The 14901-nt window shown below is 30.8% G+C and carries 13 protein-coding genes and 1 tRNA gene; 4 read left to right on the top strand and 10 right to left on the bottom strand.

Features of this window, described 5'->3' with window-relative positions:
• The first annotated feature begins 130 nt into the window (after positions 1 to 130).
• Positions 131 to 265 carry a hypothetical protein gene (locus tag SIB53_RS00920; RefSeq protein WP_413678369.1) on the top strand — a complete coding sequence of 45 codons (135 nt, stop codon included), beginning with the start codon at positions 131 to 133 and terminating at the stop codon, positions 263 to 265.
• Between the two features lie 258 nt (positions 266 to 523).
• Here SIB53_RS00920 and SIB53_RS00915 read toward each other — a convergent pair whose 3' ends face one another.
• The 4 genes from SIB53_RS00915 to SIB53_RS00900 all read right to left on the bottom strand — a co-directional run bounded on the left by SIB53_RS00915 (position 524) and on the right by SIB53_RS00900 (position 6470).
• Positions 524 to 1642 (bottom strand): DegT/DnrJ/EryC1/StrS family aminotransferase, encoded by a 1119-nt coding sequence (locus tag SIB53_RS00915; RefSeq protein WP_413678368.1) that lies wholly within the window; start codon positions 1640 to 1642, stop codon positions 524 to 526.
• A gap of 290 nt (positions 1643 to 1932) precedes the next feature.
• Positions 1933 to 2364, bottom strand: a complete 432-nt coding sequence (locus tag SIB53_RS00910; RefSeq protein ID WP_413678367.1) for a GNAT family N-acetyltransferase — start codon at positions 2362 to 2364, stop codon at positions 1933 to 1935.
• Between the two features lie 3 nt (positions 2365 to 2367).
• Positions 2368 to 4638: a tetratricopeptide repeat protein gene (locus SIB53_RS00905; protein ID WP_413678366.1), complete on the bottom strand. Its 2271-nt coding sequence runs from the start codon at positions 4636 to 4638 to the stop codon at positions 2368 to 2370.
• Positions 4639 to 4880: 242 nt separating this feature from the next.
• On the bottom strand, positions 4881 to 6470 hold the full coding sequence (locus tag SIB53_RS00900; RefSeq protein ID WP_413678365.1) for a tetratricopeptide repeat protein: 1590 nt from the start codon (positions 6468 to 6470) through the stop codon (positions 4881 to 4883).
• 273 nt (positions 6471 to 6743) lie between these two features.
• Between SIB53_RS00900 and SIB53_RS00895 the strand changes: the two genes are divergently transcribed.
• A tRNA-Ala gene (locus SIB53_RS00895) sits at positions 6744 to 6816 on the top strand.
• Positions 6817 to 6992: 176 nt separating this feature from the next.
• Here the strand turns inward: SIB53_RS00895 and SIB53_RS00890 are convergent.
• From SIB53_RS00890 to SIB53_RS00880, 3 genes are all read right to left on the bottom strand, one after another.
• Positions 6993 to 8480: a B12-binding domain-containing radical SAM protein gene (locus SIB53_RS00890; RefSeq protein WP_413678364.1), complete on the bottom strand. Its 1488-nt coding sequence runs from the start codon at positions 8478 to 8480 to the stop codon at positions 6993 to 6995.
• A 275-nt stretch (positions 8481 to 8755) separates the two neighbouring features.
• Entirely contained in the window at positions 8756 to 9553 is a 798-nt protein-coding gene (locus SIB53_RS00885; protein WP_413678363.1) for a 2OG-Fe(II) oxygenase, read from the bottom strand.
• Positions 9554 to 9918: 365 nt separating this feature from the next.
• Positions 9919 to 10326, bottom strand: a complete 408-nt coding sequence (locus tag SIB53_RS00880) for a hypothetical protein (protein ID WP_413678362.1) — start codon at positions 10324 to 10326, stop codon at positions 9919 to 9921.
• Positions 10327 to 10657: 331 nt separating this feature from the next.
• On the opposite strand from SIB53_RS00880, the gene SIB53_RS00875 reads away from it, so the two are divergent.
• Positions 10658 to 11068, top strand: a complete 411-nt coding sequence (locus SIB53_RS00875; protein WP_413678361.1) for a DUF2214 family protein — start codon at positions 10658 to 10660, stop codon at positions 11066 to 11068.
• Between the two features lie 428 nt (positions 11069 to 11496).
• On the opposite strand, the gene SIB53_RS00870 is transcribed toward SIB53_RS00875, so the two are convergent.
• From SIB53_RS00870 to SIB53_RS00860, 3 genes are read right to left on the bottom strand one after another with little or no spacing between them, the layout of a single operon-like run.
• Positions 11497 to 11904, bottom strand: a complete 408-nt coding sequence (locus SIB53_RS00870) for a DUF6165 family protein (RefSeq protein WP_413678360.1) — start codon at positions 11902 to 11904, stop codon at positions 11497 to 11499.
• Positions 11905 to 11926: 22 nt separating this feature from the next.
• Positions 11927 to 12487, bottom strand: coding sequence for a class I SAM-dependent methyltransferase (locus SIB53_RS00865; RefSeq protein WP_413678359.1), 561 nt, complete (start codon positions 12485 to 12487; stop codon positions 11927 to 11929).
• A 25-nt stretch (positions 12488 to 12512) separates the two neighbouring features.
• Positions 12513 to 14522: a tetratricopeptide repeat protein gene (locus SIB53_RS00860; protein ID WP_413678358.1), complete on the bottom strand. Its 2010-nt coding sequence runs from the start codon at positions 14520 to 14522 to the stop codon at positions 12513 to 12515.
• A 208-nt stretch (positions 14523 to 14730) separates the two neighbouring features.
• Between SIB53_RS00860 and SIB53_RS00855 the strand changes: the two genes are divergently transcribed.
• Complete coding sequence (locus SIB53_RS00855) at positions 14731 to 14868, top strand: hypothetical protein (RefSeq protein ID WP_413678357.1); 138 nt, start codon at positions 14731 to 14733, stop codon at positions 14866 to 14868.
• Positions 14869 to 14901: the final 33 nt, after the last annotated feature.

The raw sequence follows: 14901 nt of genomic DNA, 5'->3' as shown, positions 1-14901 counted from the left end.
GATCTTGACTATTTTTTGTTTGGTTTTAAGGTTATTTGCTAAGTAAATTTTTGTAATGAATAAAATTTTTTAGACAACTCTTTAAAAAGCTATTAAATTTTACTCACAAGGAAACTTAATAAAGGACATCTTGAAATCAAGTAAAACAAATGGATCTGTTGAAATTAATTGGGCGGTCCGCGAAATTTTCTCAGAAGCGGCCTTAGTTAGTTTTTGGAATGAAATAAATCGTAGACATCTAGAGAGAGAGGAAAACGAAGATTAAGTTAATTTTTTGGTTTCAGTTAGGAGATTACTATTTATATTTTTTGATTTTAATTTTCTCTTGATCAGTTGCATTTGTTTTGAACTGTACTCTTCCACTTAATGAGATTAATTGGGAGCACTTCTATGGAAGTGATGTTAAATCTATAGCAATTGCAATTCTTTTTAGCTGCCTTAGGAATATGCAAGGTTTTCATATTACTTTTGAATTCAAATTATAAAGCTCACTCTTTATTATTATTATTATTATTATTATCTGCTATAGCCTTTGAAAATAATTTTTAACCCAATAAATCACATAATCAATATCTTCTTCTTTCATAGCAGTATGGCAAGGAAGGCTAATAATTCGCTTCCATTCTTTATCAATAACAGGGTATTTCCTTTTATTCATATTGCTGACAATATTATGTAAATACAATGGTTTAAAATGAACACTCGTATGAATCTTTTTTGTGGCAAGATAATCAATTAAACTGTCACGGTGTTCAGGTTGAACTCTCGCACAATAAAATTGACAAGTCTCACTCCAAGGAGGGATCTGTAGATAACTTGATAGTGCTTCATTATATCTTTTTTGTATATACCTTCTCCATTTAAGGTTCGAAGCTAGTTTCTTCATTTGTTCAAGACAAATTGCTGCAATGATATCAATCATGTAACACTTATAACCAAGCAGATCAACTTCATAATCCCAGGAATAGCCAGGCTTGCCTGTCAAAGTATCTCCTCGATTTAATCTTGAATAGGTACTTGTTATACCTAACCAAGTCATTGGAACAAGCTTCTCATAAAGCTCTTTATCATTAGTTGTTATCATTCCACCATCGCCGCATGGCATGGTCTTTACTGCTTGGAAAGACCAAACTGCTACATCTCCATTTTTACCAGCACCAGGTGTATAACAACTGTGTGCACAATCTTCTAAAATGAAATCGCTATAGAATTCACGAATTTCATTTATGGGAGCTGGGACACCGGCATGATTGACGGCAATAATTGCTTTTGTATTAGGTTTTAAATTTCTACGAACATCTTCTGGACATATATTAAGATCATGTGCTCTAACATCAACTATATTTGAACTACAGTTATTCCATAAAGGAACAACAGCTGTTGTCATAAATGAAATAGCAGGATTAATAATATCAACATTGTTAATTCCCTTTGCTTTTAAAACTAAATCTTGTCCATGACTTGCACTGGTAACTGCAACTGCGTATTTTGCTCCAACCATACCTGCAAATTCTTTTTCAAATTTTTCAACCTTAGGACCTTTGCCCCACCATCCACTTTGAATAGTTTCTGCGATAGATTTAATTTCTTCTTCACCTCCAACTGGACGTAAAACGGGGAGAAAATCTTCTCGTATTTTCATTAATTACGGCCTCTCTTTAAATAAATTTTCTCTGAGATCAACAATCACATCATATAAAGCTCATTGTATGCACCTTACTAATTTACCGTGAGATTTAGTCCCTAATTTGTAATGTAGTCTTCTCAAGACTCATTAAAAAGATTTAGAGTGATTATCTTGAATAAATACAGGAAGCCCAAATTCTTTTCTATTCCATTTTTCCATAAATAGCCACGCTCATCATTCTTTTTTTTAGATTCGAATAAGAGTGAATCTTGAAGATAAGTTTTTATCTTATTCATAAATATAACTTATAAAAGCTTATTTAGATAAAATCCTTCTAATGAAAAAGTTCGATTTTCATAGAATGAGATATTATTTTCTTTACAGGTTAAAGTTACTTTATAACATTGCTCTTTGATTGCACAATTACATAAATTTTTTAAAAGTAAGCTTGCAATCCCTTGATTTTGATAGTCTTTATGGGTTGCTAATTCTTCAATCAGGCCCATTTTTCCACCACGGATTTTAACTAAATAAAATATTGATCCGAATCCAACTACCTTGCCTTTATGAATAGCAACTAATCCAAAGTAATTTGGTTGACTAGAAAAGTTTTCCCATATTTCAAAAAATGAATTGTTTGAAGGTTTATATTTAGAAATACATTGTAAAATATCGATAATTTCTGTGAGGTGCTTTTCTCTGACTGGTAAAATATCAATATCTATATTTTTATTCATAATCTATTTTCTAATTATATTATTTTCTTCTATTAAAATGTTAGTATAAATCAATTCTAAATCTTGGGTATATTTATTAGCATCGAAAAATGAACAATCAAAATTATTTCTGATCTTCTTACGAATATCATTTAGTTTTTTGTTATTAATTGCAAGTTCATAGGCAAGGTTTTCATAAGATGATTCATTATCAGTTATCAATTCATTCAGATCGTAAGCAGAAAGTATACTAGCAGCCATTCTTGCACTATAACTTTTCCCTGCTAAAGTTATAATTGGTAGTCCAAATGACAAGGCAATATTTGCGGTTGCTCCAGCATTATAATTGAAGGTGTCAAGAAATAAATCTCCACAACAATGCCTGCATGAATGGTCTTCTAAATTCATTCTTTTAGCGAATATTACCCTGTCTTTCTCTATCCCATATTTTGTCATTTCAGTCAAAATATTATTTATTGCAGACTCATGTGGTTTCGCTAGCCATAAAACGCTTTTATCTATTTTCATTAATAACCTTATCCAAATATTAAGCTCTCTCCTTGTTATCTTTTGGATATTATTAAAACAAGTAAATACAAACGCATCTACAGGCAGACCTAATTCTTCTCTACTAAATTTATTTTTTAATATCAATTTTTTATTTTTTAGAGGAGGAAGTAAGGTGTTTTGTAGATATAAGACTTTCTCTGTATAAAATTTCTTATTATCTTCTGGTATTAATATTTTATCAGCAATAATATAGTCAAATGATTTTGAACCAATTGTGCCAGGGTAGCCTAAATAGTTTATTTGAAAAGGAGCTAAGCGATATGAAAAAATCGATAATCTATTAAATTTAGTATGACCATTAAGGTCGATTGCTATGTCGATTTGATCATTCCTTACTAGGTTAACTATTTCTATATCACTAAGATCAGTTATTTCTCGAAAACAAAAGGCAGTATCCTTGATCCTTTCAGTGTAGTAATCTTTTGATTTAGATAGGCTATAAATATATACTTTGAATTTAGATTTATTATGTAATTCTAATATGCTTATAAGAGAAATAGAGACAGGATGGTTCCTGAAGTCAGAAGAAAAATAGCCTAATTTAATTTTATCATTGCCTTTTCGTTTATGTAAATTAGGTAACTCTTCTCTTTCTTTTTTCTTGCTATAGTTAATTGCTCTTTTTAAATTTTTTTCAGGATTATCTTCTAAATACATTAAATCTAACGGATTTATGGCTCTCCCTTCTAGTCCAATTTGTTTAATTAAAGGAGAATAACTATCTATCTCATCCCAATCGCAAAACTTTAAAAGAATCTGAATTAGATTTGATAGATATTGATTATCGTTAGGTTTTAAATCTAAACATCTTTTATATGATTTTTGTGCTTCTTCTAATTTGTTAAGGTCACCCAATGTATTTCCTAGATTATTATGTGCTTCAACGAAAGAAGGTTTAATCTCAATCGCTTTCCGATGACATATCTCTGCTTCCTTTAATTTACCAGCTGCACTCAATATGCATCCCAGATTATAATATGCATCGGCGTAATTAGGTTTTAATTTAATGGCTTTTCTAGTTAATGATTCAGCTTCTTTTAGATTGTTTAGATTTTTCAATATGCCTCCTAGATTAGAATAAGCTTCTGCGTAACTAGGTTTGTGTTTAATTGCTTTACGGTGAGCTATTTCAGCATCTTTTAAGTTTCCAAAAGAATTCAGTATAATTCCTAGATTATTATAAGCTTCAGCAAAATTAGGTTTAATTTCAATTGCTTTTCGAGTTGCAATCTCTGCTTCTTTAGGTTTCTTAAGTCCTATTAATATGTTACTTAGATTATAATAGGCTTCTGATAGATTAGGTTTTAGTGTAATTGCTCTTTTTATAGACAACTCTGCTTCTTTCAGTTTACCTAAATCTCTTAATATGCCTCCTAGATTGTTGTGTGAATCTGCAAAATCTGGTCTTAATAAGGTTGCCTCTCGAGTTAAAAGCTCTGCTTCTTTTAATTTCCCATCAGCTTGTAATAAGATTCCATAATTAGAAAAAACTCTGTGGTCTTTGTACCCGTGATTGATAAAACTTTTATAGTATTTTTCTGCTTCTGAAATATTTCCTTGTGAATGAAATTTAAGTGCTTGCTTAATAAGTTTTTCTTTAGAAGGCTTAGTGGGAGTATTTGTATTAATAGTAATATTTTCTTTGATTTTGTTTAAAGCAAATGGTACTGAAAATGTTCTTACTTCAGAGTTTGCATTCTTTTTATTTTGTCTTTGCTCAGTCAAGTTTATTGTTTTATAAAGGATCTATTAATTAGGATTATAACTTGTACGTAAGTTTTTATTTTGAGAAGATATCGCCCCCCTTTAAGCAGGCAGGATACATCTTACTAAAAGGAAAGTAACTGCAAAGACCTGCTACAAAGATCTTACCTCAGATTTGCAGCACTATCTAAAGCTCATTGTATATCACTGGCTGAATTAGCGCTGATTCCTCAAATAAGAATCGAGTGAGGAAAATCTAGTGATCAATTCGGCAGTAAGTCAAAAGCAATGACTATTCGATCTGTATCTGTCGAAAAAGGGATAGTCCTGTGGTGAAGAGAAGAAGGAAAAAAAACTATATCCCCTTCTTCTGGTTGATGTATTAATTGGGGTGAGTTGACATCAAAATAATTTACTCCATTTAAACTAAATTCAATTGCACCTTCATCCTTATTTCGAGAAGGAACAACCTTTAAATAAATCACTCCGCTCAACCATCCATCAGGATGAATATGAGCACTCTGATATCCTTGCTTTTTAAGAATTACATGCCAAGCTTTTAAATGCTTATTTGAGGGCCAATTTTGAATATATGAACATGATTCTTTTTCAAATTTCAATAAATAAGAGTCTAATTCCTTTATAATTATTGATTTAAGATATGAAATATTTTCTGTTGAGTTGGAAAACAAATTCATATGAATTGGAGTTTGAAATCCTCCATGAGTTGCCTTTTTTGGAGGCTCCCAAATAGTATTAATATAACCAAGCTCATTAATTATATTTTTTATAAATTTATCATATCCTTTCAGGTGTAATCTAAGATTTGAAATATATAAAAATGAAAGTGGATTTGGGCAAAAATTATGTTCTGTCTTCTTGTTTTCCTTTGCAGTAATAAATGATGAAAATGCAGCCATACTAATGTTTGAGTCATCCAATTTATAAGTTTTTTCAATCCTCTGATAAATCTCTTCAATCCTTCCTAATTTATAAAGTATCTCTAGAGAAAATGATCTTGACTCCTTTGTATTACAAGAATCTAAATCTCTTAATGCTTTATCGAATTTCTCTTGATTAAAAAATAATCTTGCTCTATTCATTAATGAAATATTGAAATCTGGATTCAACTCAATTGACTTTGAATAACTACTTTCTGCTTCTTGTGATTTGCCAAGATCACTCAAAATATTTCCCAGATTAAGATGAGCATTTGCGAAATCAGGTTTGAGTTGAATTGCTTTGCGAGTAGATACTTCTGCTTCTTTTAAATTTCCAAGTTCTTGGAATATGGTTCCCAGATTAAGATGAGCATTTGCGAAATCAGGTTTGAGTTGAATTGCTTTGCGAGTAGATACTTCTGCTTCTTCTGATTTGCCAAGATCTTTCAATAAGCTTCCCAGATTAAGATGAGCATTTGCAAAATCAGGCTTGATTTCAATTGCTTTGCGAGTAGATACTTCTGCTTCTTGTAAATTGCCAAGATCTTTCAAAATAATTCCAAGATTGTAATGAGTCTGAGCAAAATCAGGATTAAGTGCAATTGCTTTGCGGTATGACAATTCTGCTTCTTTTAATTTGCCTAGATTCTTTAAGATTGCTCCATAATTAGAAAAAACTCTGTGGTCTTTGTACCCGTGATTGATAAAACTTTTATAGTATTTTTCTGCTTCTGAAATATTTCCTTGTGAATGAAATTTAAGTGCTTGCTTAATAAGTTTTTCTTTAGAAGGTTTAGTGGGAGTATTTGTATTAATAGTAATATTTTCTTTGATTTTGTTTAAAGCAAATGGTACTGAAAATGTTCTTACTTCAGAGTTTGCATTCTTTTGATTTTGTCTTTGCTCAGTCAAGTTTATTGTTTTATAAAGGATCTATTAATTAGGATTATAACTTGTACGTAAGTTTTTATTTTGAGAAGATATCGCCCCCCTTTAAGCAGGCAGGATACATCTTACTAAAAGGAAAGTAACTGCAAAGACCTGCTACAAAGATCTTACCTCAGATTTGCAGCACTATCTAAAGCTCATCGAGTATCTATGGATGTGTTTGGGTTTATTTATGTGGTGAAGTATAATGGTTGGGTAGCTTGAGATGGATTGCAGTCACTATCATCTCAACGATCTGGGGCCATAGCTCAGCTGGTAGAGCACCTGCATGGCATGCAGGGGGTCAGCGGTTCGAGTCCGCTTGGCTCCATTATCTTTCCCATTCATAAAAAATATCTGAATGATTTTGTAATTTAAAAGATAAAGTTTTAAACAAAGATGATAGAATATTTTATTTAATGTTAATTCCTAAAGACGATTTTATTTGATTAATAATTTATTAAATATTTTTATTTTAATTCATAAAAAATCTAGATTTTTTATTTTTTAAACAGACATATTTTTCTTATATGAAGTAAATTCTATGTCATTAGTCTCTTGCCAAGCCTTGTCTCTAAGCTCTTCAAGCTCTTTTGGAGAAACAAGTGTATTTATCATATTGGCTTTTTGCCAATGCATTTTATCTGGATTAAAATTTTTAGGTAACATTTTATTTTCAATGCAAAAGTCAAACATAGTTGTACCTGGAAGAGGTATTACTAGGAAGAAATTACAGGCATCAAGACCATATTCCATGCACCTTTTTGCATAATTAATTGAATGGATTATTTCGTTTCGACTTTCATCTGGATAGCCCAACATAAAATTACCGGCTATTCTCAGACCTCGGTCTTTACAAGCTTTTATTAAGCTTTTAATATCTGAATTATTAATGTCCCATTTATTAGAAGCCCATTGTTTGATTATTCGAGGATGAGCAGATTCAAAAGGAAGAACTATATCTCTAAAACCTGCATCAACAAGAACATCCAAAACTTCTAAATCTGGTTTTCCTTTTTTTAATAAATGAATAATATTAATTCCATTGACGTCAAGTATTTCTAGACCAACGTCCTTGACTTTTTTTAGAAGATTAATTGCTCTTTTTTTCATGCCAAAAATCGAATCATCCTCAATAAATACCTGAAGTACGCCCATGTCTTTTAAAACATTTAATTCTTGCATTACTCGTTCATCAGATTTAATACGAAATCGTCCAATAGGGCCAGAGTCGGAATTTTCAGTTTCTCCTGCGATATGACAATAAGAGCATGCAAAAGGACATCCATATGATGTCATCATAGAGGCATAGCGAAGAGTTTCATTTTCTTTAAAGTGACCACCGTGTGGACGACCTATTTTCCAATAACGCTCATTTGGAAGTAGCTTCCATGCAGGCATTGGCAGCTGGTCTAAATCCCAAATAATTTCACCTTTAATTTGACTTTTAGCAAATCCATTTCTACTTCGGTAATAGATCATAGGAATGTTAGAAAAATCATTAATTCCTTTTTCTACGTGTCTTGCAATATCTACTATTGTCTTTTCTGATTCAGAAGTGCAAATAATATCAAATCCATTTGAGAAAAAATTCTTTAATCGATTACGAGCATTAACTCCTCCGCTGATTAATAATTTTTGAGGGAAAGCTTTCTTTATCAAGCGCGCTGTATTTAAGACCATCGTCTCTTGATGAGAGAAAATAGAAGTAATTCCAATAATGTCTGAATCAGCGACTTCATCAAGAATCCTTTGAGAACTTACACCTGTTCGAAGCATTCCACTAGGAAGTTGAGTTTGCTTATAAAAAACTTCTTCTAAATTGTCCTTTTCATTTCCTACACAGGCATCAAAAACTTTAGTATCAATATTTTGTTCTAGAAGAGCACCACCAAGCATTGGATAAGCTAAAGACCCATTGGGTTTGCACATTGACCCAGACCAATTTTGTTCGGGAGGATAGAGAAGAGTTACTTTTGGAGTGGATTTTGGCACTTATTCACCTTGAGATGGCTTAAGGCTTTAACTATGTATGATTCTAAGAGCTATTTCTTTTCTTCAATTAAGATCTGAAAAGTAAAGCTTATCCTATAATTTTACAATATTTCAACAATTAAATGATTAATTTCTTAAAGAATTTAAAACAAATCTAACTGCGTAATTAAAAAGGAAATTGCAAAAGATATAATATTCTTAATAAAAAGAACATAACTCATGCTTGAAATATATACAATAGATTTTATTTTTTATTGAGTTTGATGATTTAAAATTTAATAATCTGTTTGATAAACTTTATTTGCATTTAATTCATCTGATCTCATCTTAATAAGATTAAGAATTGCAGGATCATTCTTTTGCTCTTCGCTTGGTGAAAATAAGGCTCTAGATCTTTTATCTGTATTGTCTGCTGGATTAGTTAGATAATATATAGCAATACTTTTCCTAAACTCATTTTCAGGGGATTTGATTTTTGATGTGAGACCATGCCAACTATTCATAGAAGTATCAAATATAATTGCTGTATTGAATTTTGGTTCAATTTCTTTTACTAAACCACCTGGTTCTTTACTATTTTGATTGTTCCAAAAACCTAATTTACCTCCCCAAGATTCTTGCCAATTAGAATTTAAATATATTATTAAATTTAACTTCCTCTGTTTCTTTAATTTTGGATGAATAGAATAATCAAGGTGAGTATTGAGTTTTCCTCCTTTTCCATGTATGTGCCACCCCCCACCATGCAATCCAAAATCAGGATAAAGTAAAATATTTTTAAATAAACATTTTGAAATATATTCTATAAAATCATTTGAATTTAAATAAGAGAATACTTTGTATGTAAGCTTTGGGAATTTATTCCAGTCGTTGCAAGTTTTTTTTATCTCTAATTGATTTTTATAAATATGCCATACAGAACTATTGAAATCAGGAAATTCAGATTCAAGCTCTTCTGCTATCTCCTTTTTGAAAAAATTATTTATTAAATAATGAGGAAATGGTTCATTTGATAACTTAATCGAATCTGTCTTTAATAAATGACTTTGATTTATTAATGAGGTCTCTTTCATGAAATATACTTATTAAATTTCTAAAATAAAAACTTTTTTAATTATAAATCGCAAAATTACATTATTTTATTTTTGTAAAGTAAAAATGTGTAATATATATATTTCCTAGCCTATGATCTTAAATATACAACTGTGATGAGGTCAAATATTTCACCTAAACTTATGTAAGGTGCTTTTAAGGATTTAGTTTTGAATCTATGACTATGATATTCAGAAATTTTCGGCTTAATGAGATGACGGAGAGCAGCGGTTCAAGTCCACTTGGCTCTATTCAACCTTATTCTAATTTATTTCTTTTGAATAAAGTTTTTTCATATAATTTTGAATAACTTGTTATTTTAATAGCTTTATATTTTCCCTATGTTTTAAGCTTCATTTGTTGAGGACGCTTTGATTTTTGAAAGATAGTAACTTTTAAATTCCAGAATCCCCTTTTCTCCTGATAAGTTAATTGGGTAGCCGCATTTTTCAATAACCTCAATTGCTATTTCTTCTGCAAGCAATTCTTGATTAATATTATTAAACCCTTTTTTTTTATTGAATACTTGATTATTCTCTTTTATTGAAAAATTCATAGCACTTTCCTTTGAGAGCCCAAATCCAATAGAATTACAAAATTTATTCGTATATGATTTAGAGACTTTTTTGATTAAAATAGAATCATTACTTTCTACTGCATATAAATCTTTAGTATCAATAAAAATTAATATTGAAAATATTATAAAGATAAAAGAAAATAGTCTTAATGCTATTTTCTTGAGTTCCTCTCTCATAATACTTTATCAAAATAGTAAAATAGTCTAATAAATAAGATTGCGGAGTATTTTAAAAAATTTGTAATACCCTTATTTCCTTTAATCAGATAGATTTTAAGTATGCGTAACTTGTGATTAAGAAGATTTGAGAACCATTTTTAGTGAAGAAAATTTTCCAAGTGATGAGATCTTAGATGGATTGATGATGAACTGAATTTCTATACCTCTGTGCTTTATGATTTTTGCTAAAGTATAATTTGATCAAACCTAAGTGATTGTGTTCGGATTAGTTCTGCCAATTGATTTGTTGAAATCGGCCTCCGTTGCGTATATCCATTATTTGAGCTTTATGCTTTGTTTTGGAGCTTTGATTTATGAACGAATCTCATTGAAGCCAAATCCAAATAGGCAAGAAGCCATCTCTATGGTTGTTGCCGACATTGTTTATGGAATTGCTGGGGTCGCTCTTTTGGTAAGTGGGATTTATAGAGTTTTAAAGTTTGGCCAGGGTTCAGAATTTTATACACAAAATCCTATCTTTTGGACAAAGATTGTCATTTTTGCTTTAGTTGGTTCTTTATCTCTTTATCCAACAATTACTTACGTTTTATGGTCAATTCCTCTTACTAAGGGAACTCTTCCTGAAGTGACTCAGCGTCTTGTTTCTAGATTAAGGTTAATAATTAATGTCGAATTGATAGGTTTCGCCTCGATACCTTTTTTAGCGACTCTTATGGCTAGAGGAGTAGGAATGGGATGAAAAATTGATTCTTTACAATATGGACTTTATCTTTCAAGACTTTAAAGAGATCAATATATAGCTATGAAAAATGGTGGTGAACCCATTTGTAAGTCTCGCAAATGCGATGTAAAAAGGACTAATTAATAGTAATTCTGCTGGAGTTGCGCTTGGTAAAGCAAATAATGTCACTAGCTGGATTGGCTGCTGATTCGTCATATAACAATCGAATTGGATAAATTCAGTAGTCGCTCAATTTTTAGCTTTATAAACCAAGATCGGATACATAACGCTGAAAAATATAAGATGTTTCTCTTCAGACTGTTTAGAAATGTTGTAGGTTTGTTTTAGGAGTTTATGTCTTAATATCTATTAGTTTTAGTTCGAATTGATTTTGAAAGCAGCTTTAATTAGAATATTTTATTTTTGATCTTCTCATAGATTAAGACTTAGATTAAATTGTTTTTATATGATTTTTCTTCAACTAGTTCTGAATTATATTTCTGGTTGATTTCTTTTTTGATAGAAGCTCTCCTATCATTTTCTTTGTAAACTGATCTAGCTAGTTGAATAAACTCTTCGTCGAATTCTTGATTATTTTCTTTTATCCTAATATTATCCTCTATTTCCCAAAGATTCTTATTTACTTCTTTGAGATTATTAATTAAATTTAGATCAACCTCCAGATTTTCATTTTGAACTATATATTTTAGCAGTTTGAGCTCTTTATCTATATTTTTAAGCTTTACTCCAGTCATGTGGATTTGTTTGATTTCCAGAATTGTGATTTTGTCTATTAGTTCGCCCAGAGAGACTGGAGCAAGAATATTAGATAATTTTTTAGATTGTAAATTCATTTTTAACCTCTTCTTCAAATTACTATTTTATCACTTCAAGTAACATATCATATTGTTCAATTAAATTATTATATATATTGGCTTCTTGTTGAAGTAATTTAATATCAACATTTTTTTCTGGATGTAATCTAAACCAGTCTGAACTAGGTCTTATAGCTGTTTCTTTTAGTTCAAAATCTATATCTAAATATAACCCAAGAGGACTATTTGATTGTCCTAGTCTTGCCCATTCTTTATTTGCTTTTTTAGAAAATAATTCTAAACCAAGAGGCGTTACAACTCTTACATGAGTCGGATCATCATAAAAAAAATTATGTCTAAAGTGAGGTACAATTATTCTAATTTTAGCCCCGTGATTACATATTCTATACATCTCCTGAAATATTCTAAAGTATGTTTCTACATCTTTTCCTAAATGTTCAAGTACATGAATTAATAAAATCTGTGATACTGAATCTGTTTCCCAAGGCCAAGGGAAAGACTCTAAATTATGTTTTATATCTGGATTCCCAAATTTATCTACATTTATATAACCTGGAATTTTTCTTTCTCCACAACCAAGATTAAGTTTAAGATTTTCCATTGTATAAAACTATAAATATATATGCCTAATTGTAGGTGTTCATTTCTTTTTTAAGTTTGCTTGATACTCTATCCATAACTTCTTGCCAATTATGTCGCTCTTTTTGTCGAAATAATTTCATCGATGGATACCAAAATGTGTGGTTCCCCTTAACTCCCCAAGTCCAATAGGGTATATCTCTCAAAAGCAACCAAACTTCTTTGCCCATTCCTCCAGCTAAGTGAGCGATTGATGTGTCACAAGTAATAATTAAATCACAGTTCTCAATGATGGCAGCATTTTCAAGGAAATCCCAAGTGGCATCAATTTGTGTTTGGCATTGAACAAACTTATTTTTAAATGAGCAACTGTTTAATTGCTCTGAACCAAATCCTTTTTGGAGAGAAAGTAAAGTGATTTCATTGTGGTCAAAAAGCTTGGAGAAACTTTCTAAAGGAATTGATCTTCCCTGATAAAAAGATCTTTCCAATTCTGGGTTGCCTTGCCAATTGATACCAATTATTGGCTTTTTCTCTGAGGAGAGGATTTTTTTCCATTTCTGATTTAATTCTTCTGTTGAATATATGTATGGTTCAGTAATGATTGGCTTCTCTGGAGTTATTTGAAGATATCGAGGTAAAGATAATAGTGGGATCCATTGTCCCTCTGAAACTAAAGTTGACTGCTGTGGTGTTAATGGATTGTGATCAATACCCGATGACTGGATTAATGAATGTAGTTTGGTTAGAGCACAAAAAGAAACATCTAGACCTTGACTTCTGAGGTAAGGAATATAACGCATATATTGAAGCGTATCGCCTAAACCTTGCTCACTAATGACTAAGAGCTTTTCTTCTTTCTCTATATTTTGATTATCTACTTGTTTTATTTTTGGTTTCCCATGAGGAGTAATAGGCTTCTTGATTTTAGATCTAAACTCATAGTTTTCTAGACCATTTTTATAGTCGCCTTGAAGTAGTTGAAGTAATGAAAGATTCCATGATGCTTCAGCGTAATCAGGATTGAGTGCTATAGCTTTGCGAGTGAATACTTCTGCTTCTTGTAATTTGCCAAGATCACTCAAAATATTTCCTAGGTTGTAATGAGCCTTAGCGAAATGAGGATTAAGTTCAATAGCTTTGCGAGTGGATACTTCTGCTTCTTGTAATTTACCAAGATCTCGTAAAATGCTTCCCAGATTGGAATGCACCTCTGCAAAATCAGGATTAAGTTCAATAGCTTTGCGAGTGGATATTTCTGCTTCTTGTAATTTCCCGAGATCTCTCAAAATATTTCCTAGATTGGAATGAGCCTCAGCGAAATCAGGATTAAGTTCAATAGCTTTGCAAGTAAATACTTCTGCATCTTTTAATTTGCCAAGATCACTCAAAATGTTTCCCAAATTGGAATGAGCCAATGCGAAATCAGGTTTCAGTTCAATAGCTTTTCGAGTAAATACTTCTGCATCTTTTAATTTGCCAAGATCTCTCAAAATATTTCCTAGATTGGAATGAGCTTCAGCTAAATGAGGATTAAGTTTAATAGCTTTGCGATAGGAGTTTTCTGCATCTTTTAATTTGCCAAGATCTTTGAAAATGAATCCAAGATTGTTATGAGCCTCAGCGAAATCAGGATTAAGTTCAATAGAATTGCGATAGGATTTTTCCGCTTCTTGTGATTTGCCAGAATCTTTAAATAAATTTCCTAGATTGTAATGAGCCTCAGCGTAATCAGGATTAAGGTCAATAGCTTTGCGATAGTAGTTTTCTGCTTCTTGTGATTTGCCAAGATTTTTTAAAATTATTCCATAATTAGAAAAAACTCTTTGATCATTGAAACCCAGATTTATACACTGCTGATAATATTTTGCTGCTTCTGAAATTTTTCCTTCTGAATGAAACTTAAATGCTTTATTAATTATTTGTTCTTTGGAGCGTTTTGAAGGATTATTCGTAGAAATAACAATATTCTGTATATCTTCTGTTAAAGATAATGGAACTGGAAATATTTTTACTTCAAAGGCAGTATCCTTTTTAATTCTTTTCCTCTCGGTCAAACTATTTTTTATAAATGATTATTTAATTAGTATTATACATCGCTATAATGGCTTGGGAGGTTTCTCTTCAAATCTTGTTCAGCTTTGTAAGTTTGTTTTATGATGTAATGTCTTTATATTAGTAAATTTTGACAATATCCCCTAATATAGAAATATGTAGATAATACAATAACTAAGATCTTATGATTTAAATTAGTGACGATGATTTATGAAAAAAATTTTTCATTTCGGATATCCTTCTTTATGTGAATTAGATGAGTTTTCTAATTTATTGAAAGATAGTGGGGATTCTAATATTATTACAAATAATGGACCATTGCTTCAGAAGTTAGAAAAAAAATTGTGAAGTGTTGAATATTAATAATAAATTATATTTGAT

This window comes from Prochlorococcus sp. MIT 0916, assembly GCF_047305155.1.
Taxonomy (GTDB): Bacteria; Cyanobacteriota; Cyanobacteriia; order PCC-6307; family Cyanobiaceae; genus Prochlorococcus_B.
This window is presented reverse-complemented; position numbering and strand designations above follow the sequence as displayed.

Excerpts from the sequence above, each read along its gene's own strand:
- SIB53_RS00875 (WP_413678361.1), top strand. The coding sequence starts at position 10,658 with ATGCTTTGTTTTGGAGCTTTGATTTATGAACGAATCTCATTGAAGCCA.
- SIB53_RS00880 (WP_413678362.1), bottom strand. The coding sequence starts at position 10,326 with ATGAGAGAGGAACTCAAGAAAATAGCATTAAGACTATTTTCTTTTATC.
- SIB53_RS00915 (WP_413678368.1), bottom strand. The coding sequence starts at position 1,642 with ATGAAAATACGAGAAGATTTTCTCCCCGTTTTACGTCCAGTTGGAGGT.
- SIB53_RS00870 (WP_413678360.1), bottom strand. The coding sequence starts at position 11,904 with ATGAATTTACAATCTAAAAAATTATCTAATATTCTTGCTCCAGTCTCT.
- SIB53_RS00865 (WP_413678359.1), bottom strand. The coding sequence starts at position 12,487 with ATGGAAAATCTTAAACTTAATCTTGGTTGTGGAGAAAGAAAAATTCCA.
- SIB53_RS00855 (WP_413678357.1), top strand. The coding sequence starts at position 14,731 with ATGAAAAAAATTTTTCATTTCGGATATCCTTCTTTATGTGAATTAGAT.
- SIB53_RS00885 (WP_413678363.1), bottom strand. The coding sequence starts at position 9,553 with ATGAAAGAGACCTCATTAATAAATCAAAGTCATTTATTAAAGACAGAT.
- SIB53_RS00910 (WP_413678367.1), bottom strand. The coding sequence starts at position 2,364 with ATGAATAAAAATATAGATATTGATATTTTACCAGTCAGAGAAAAGCAC.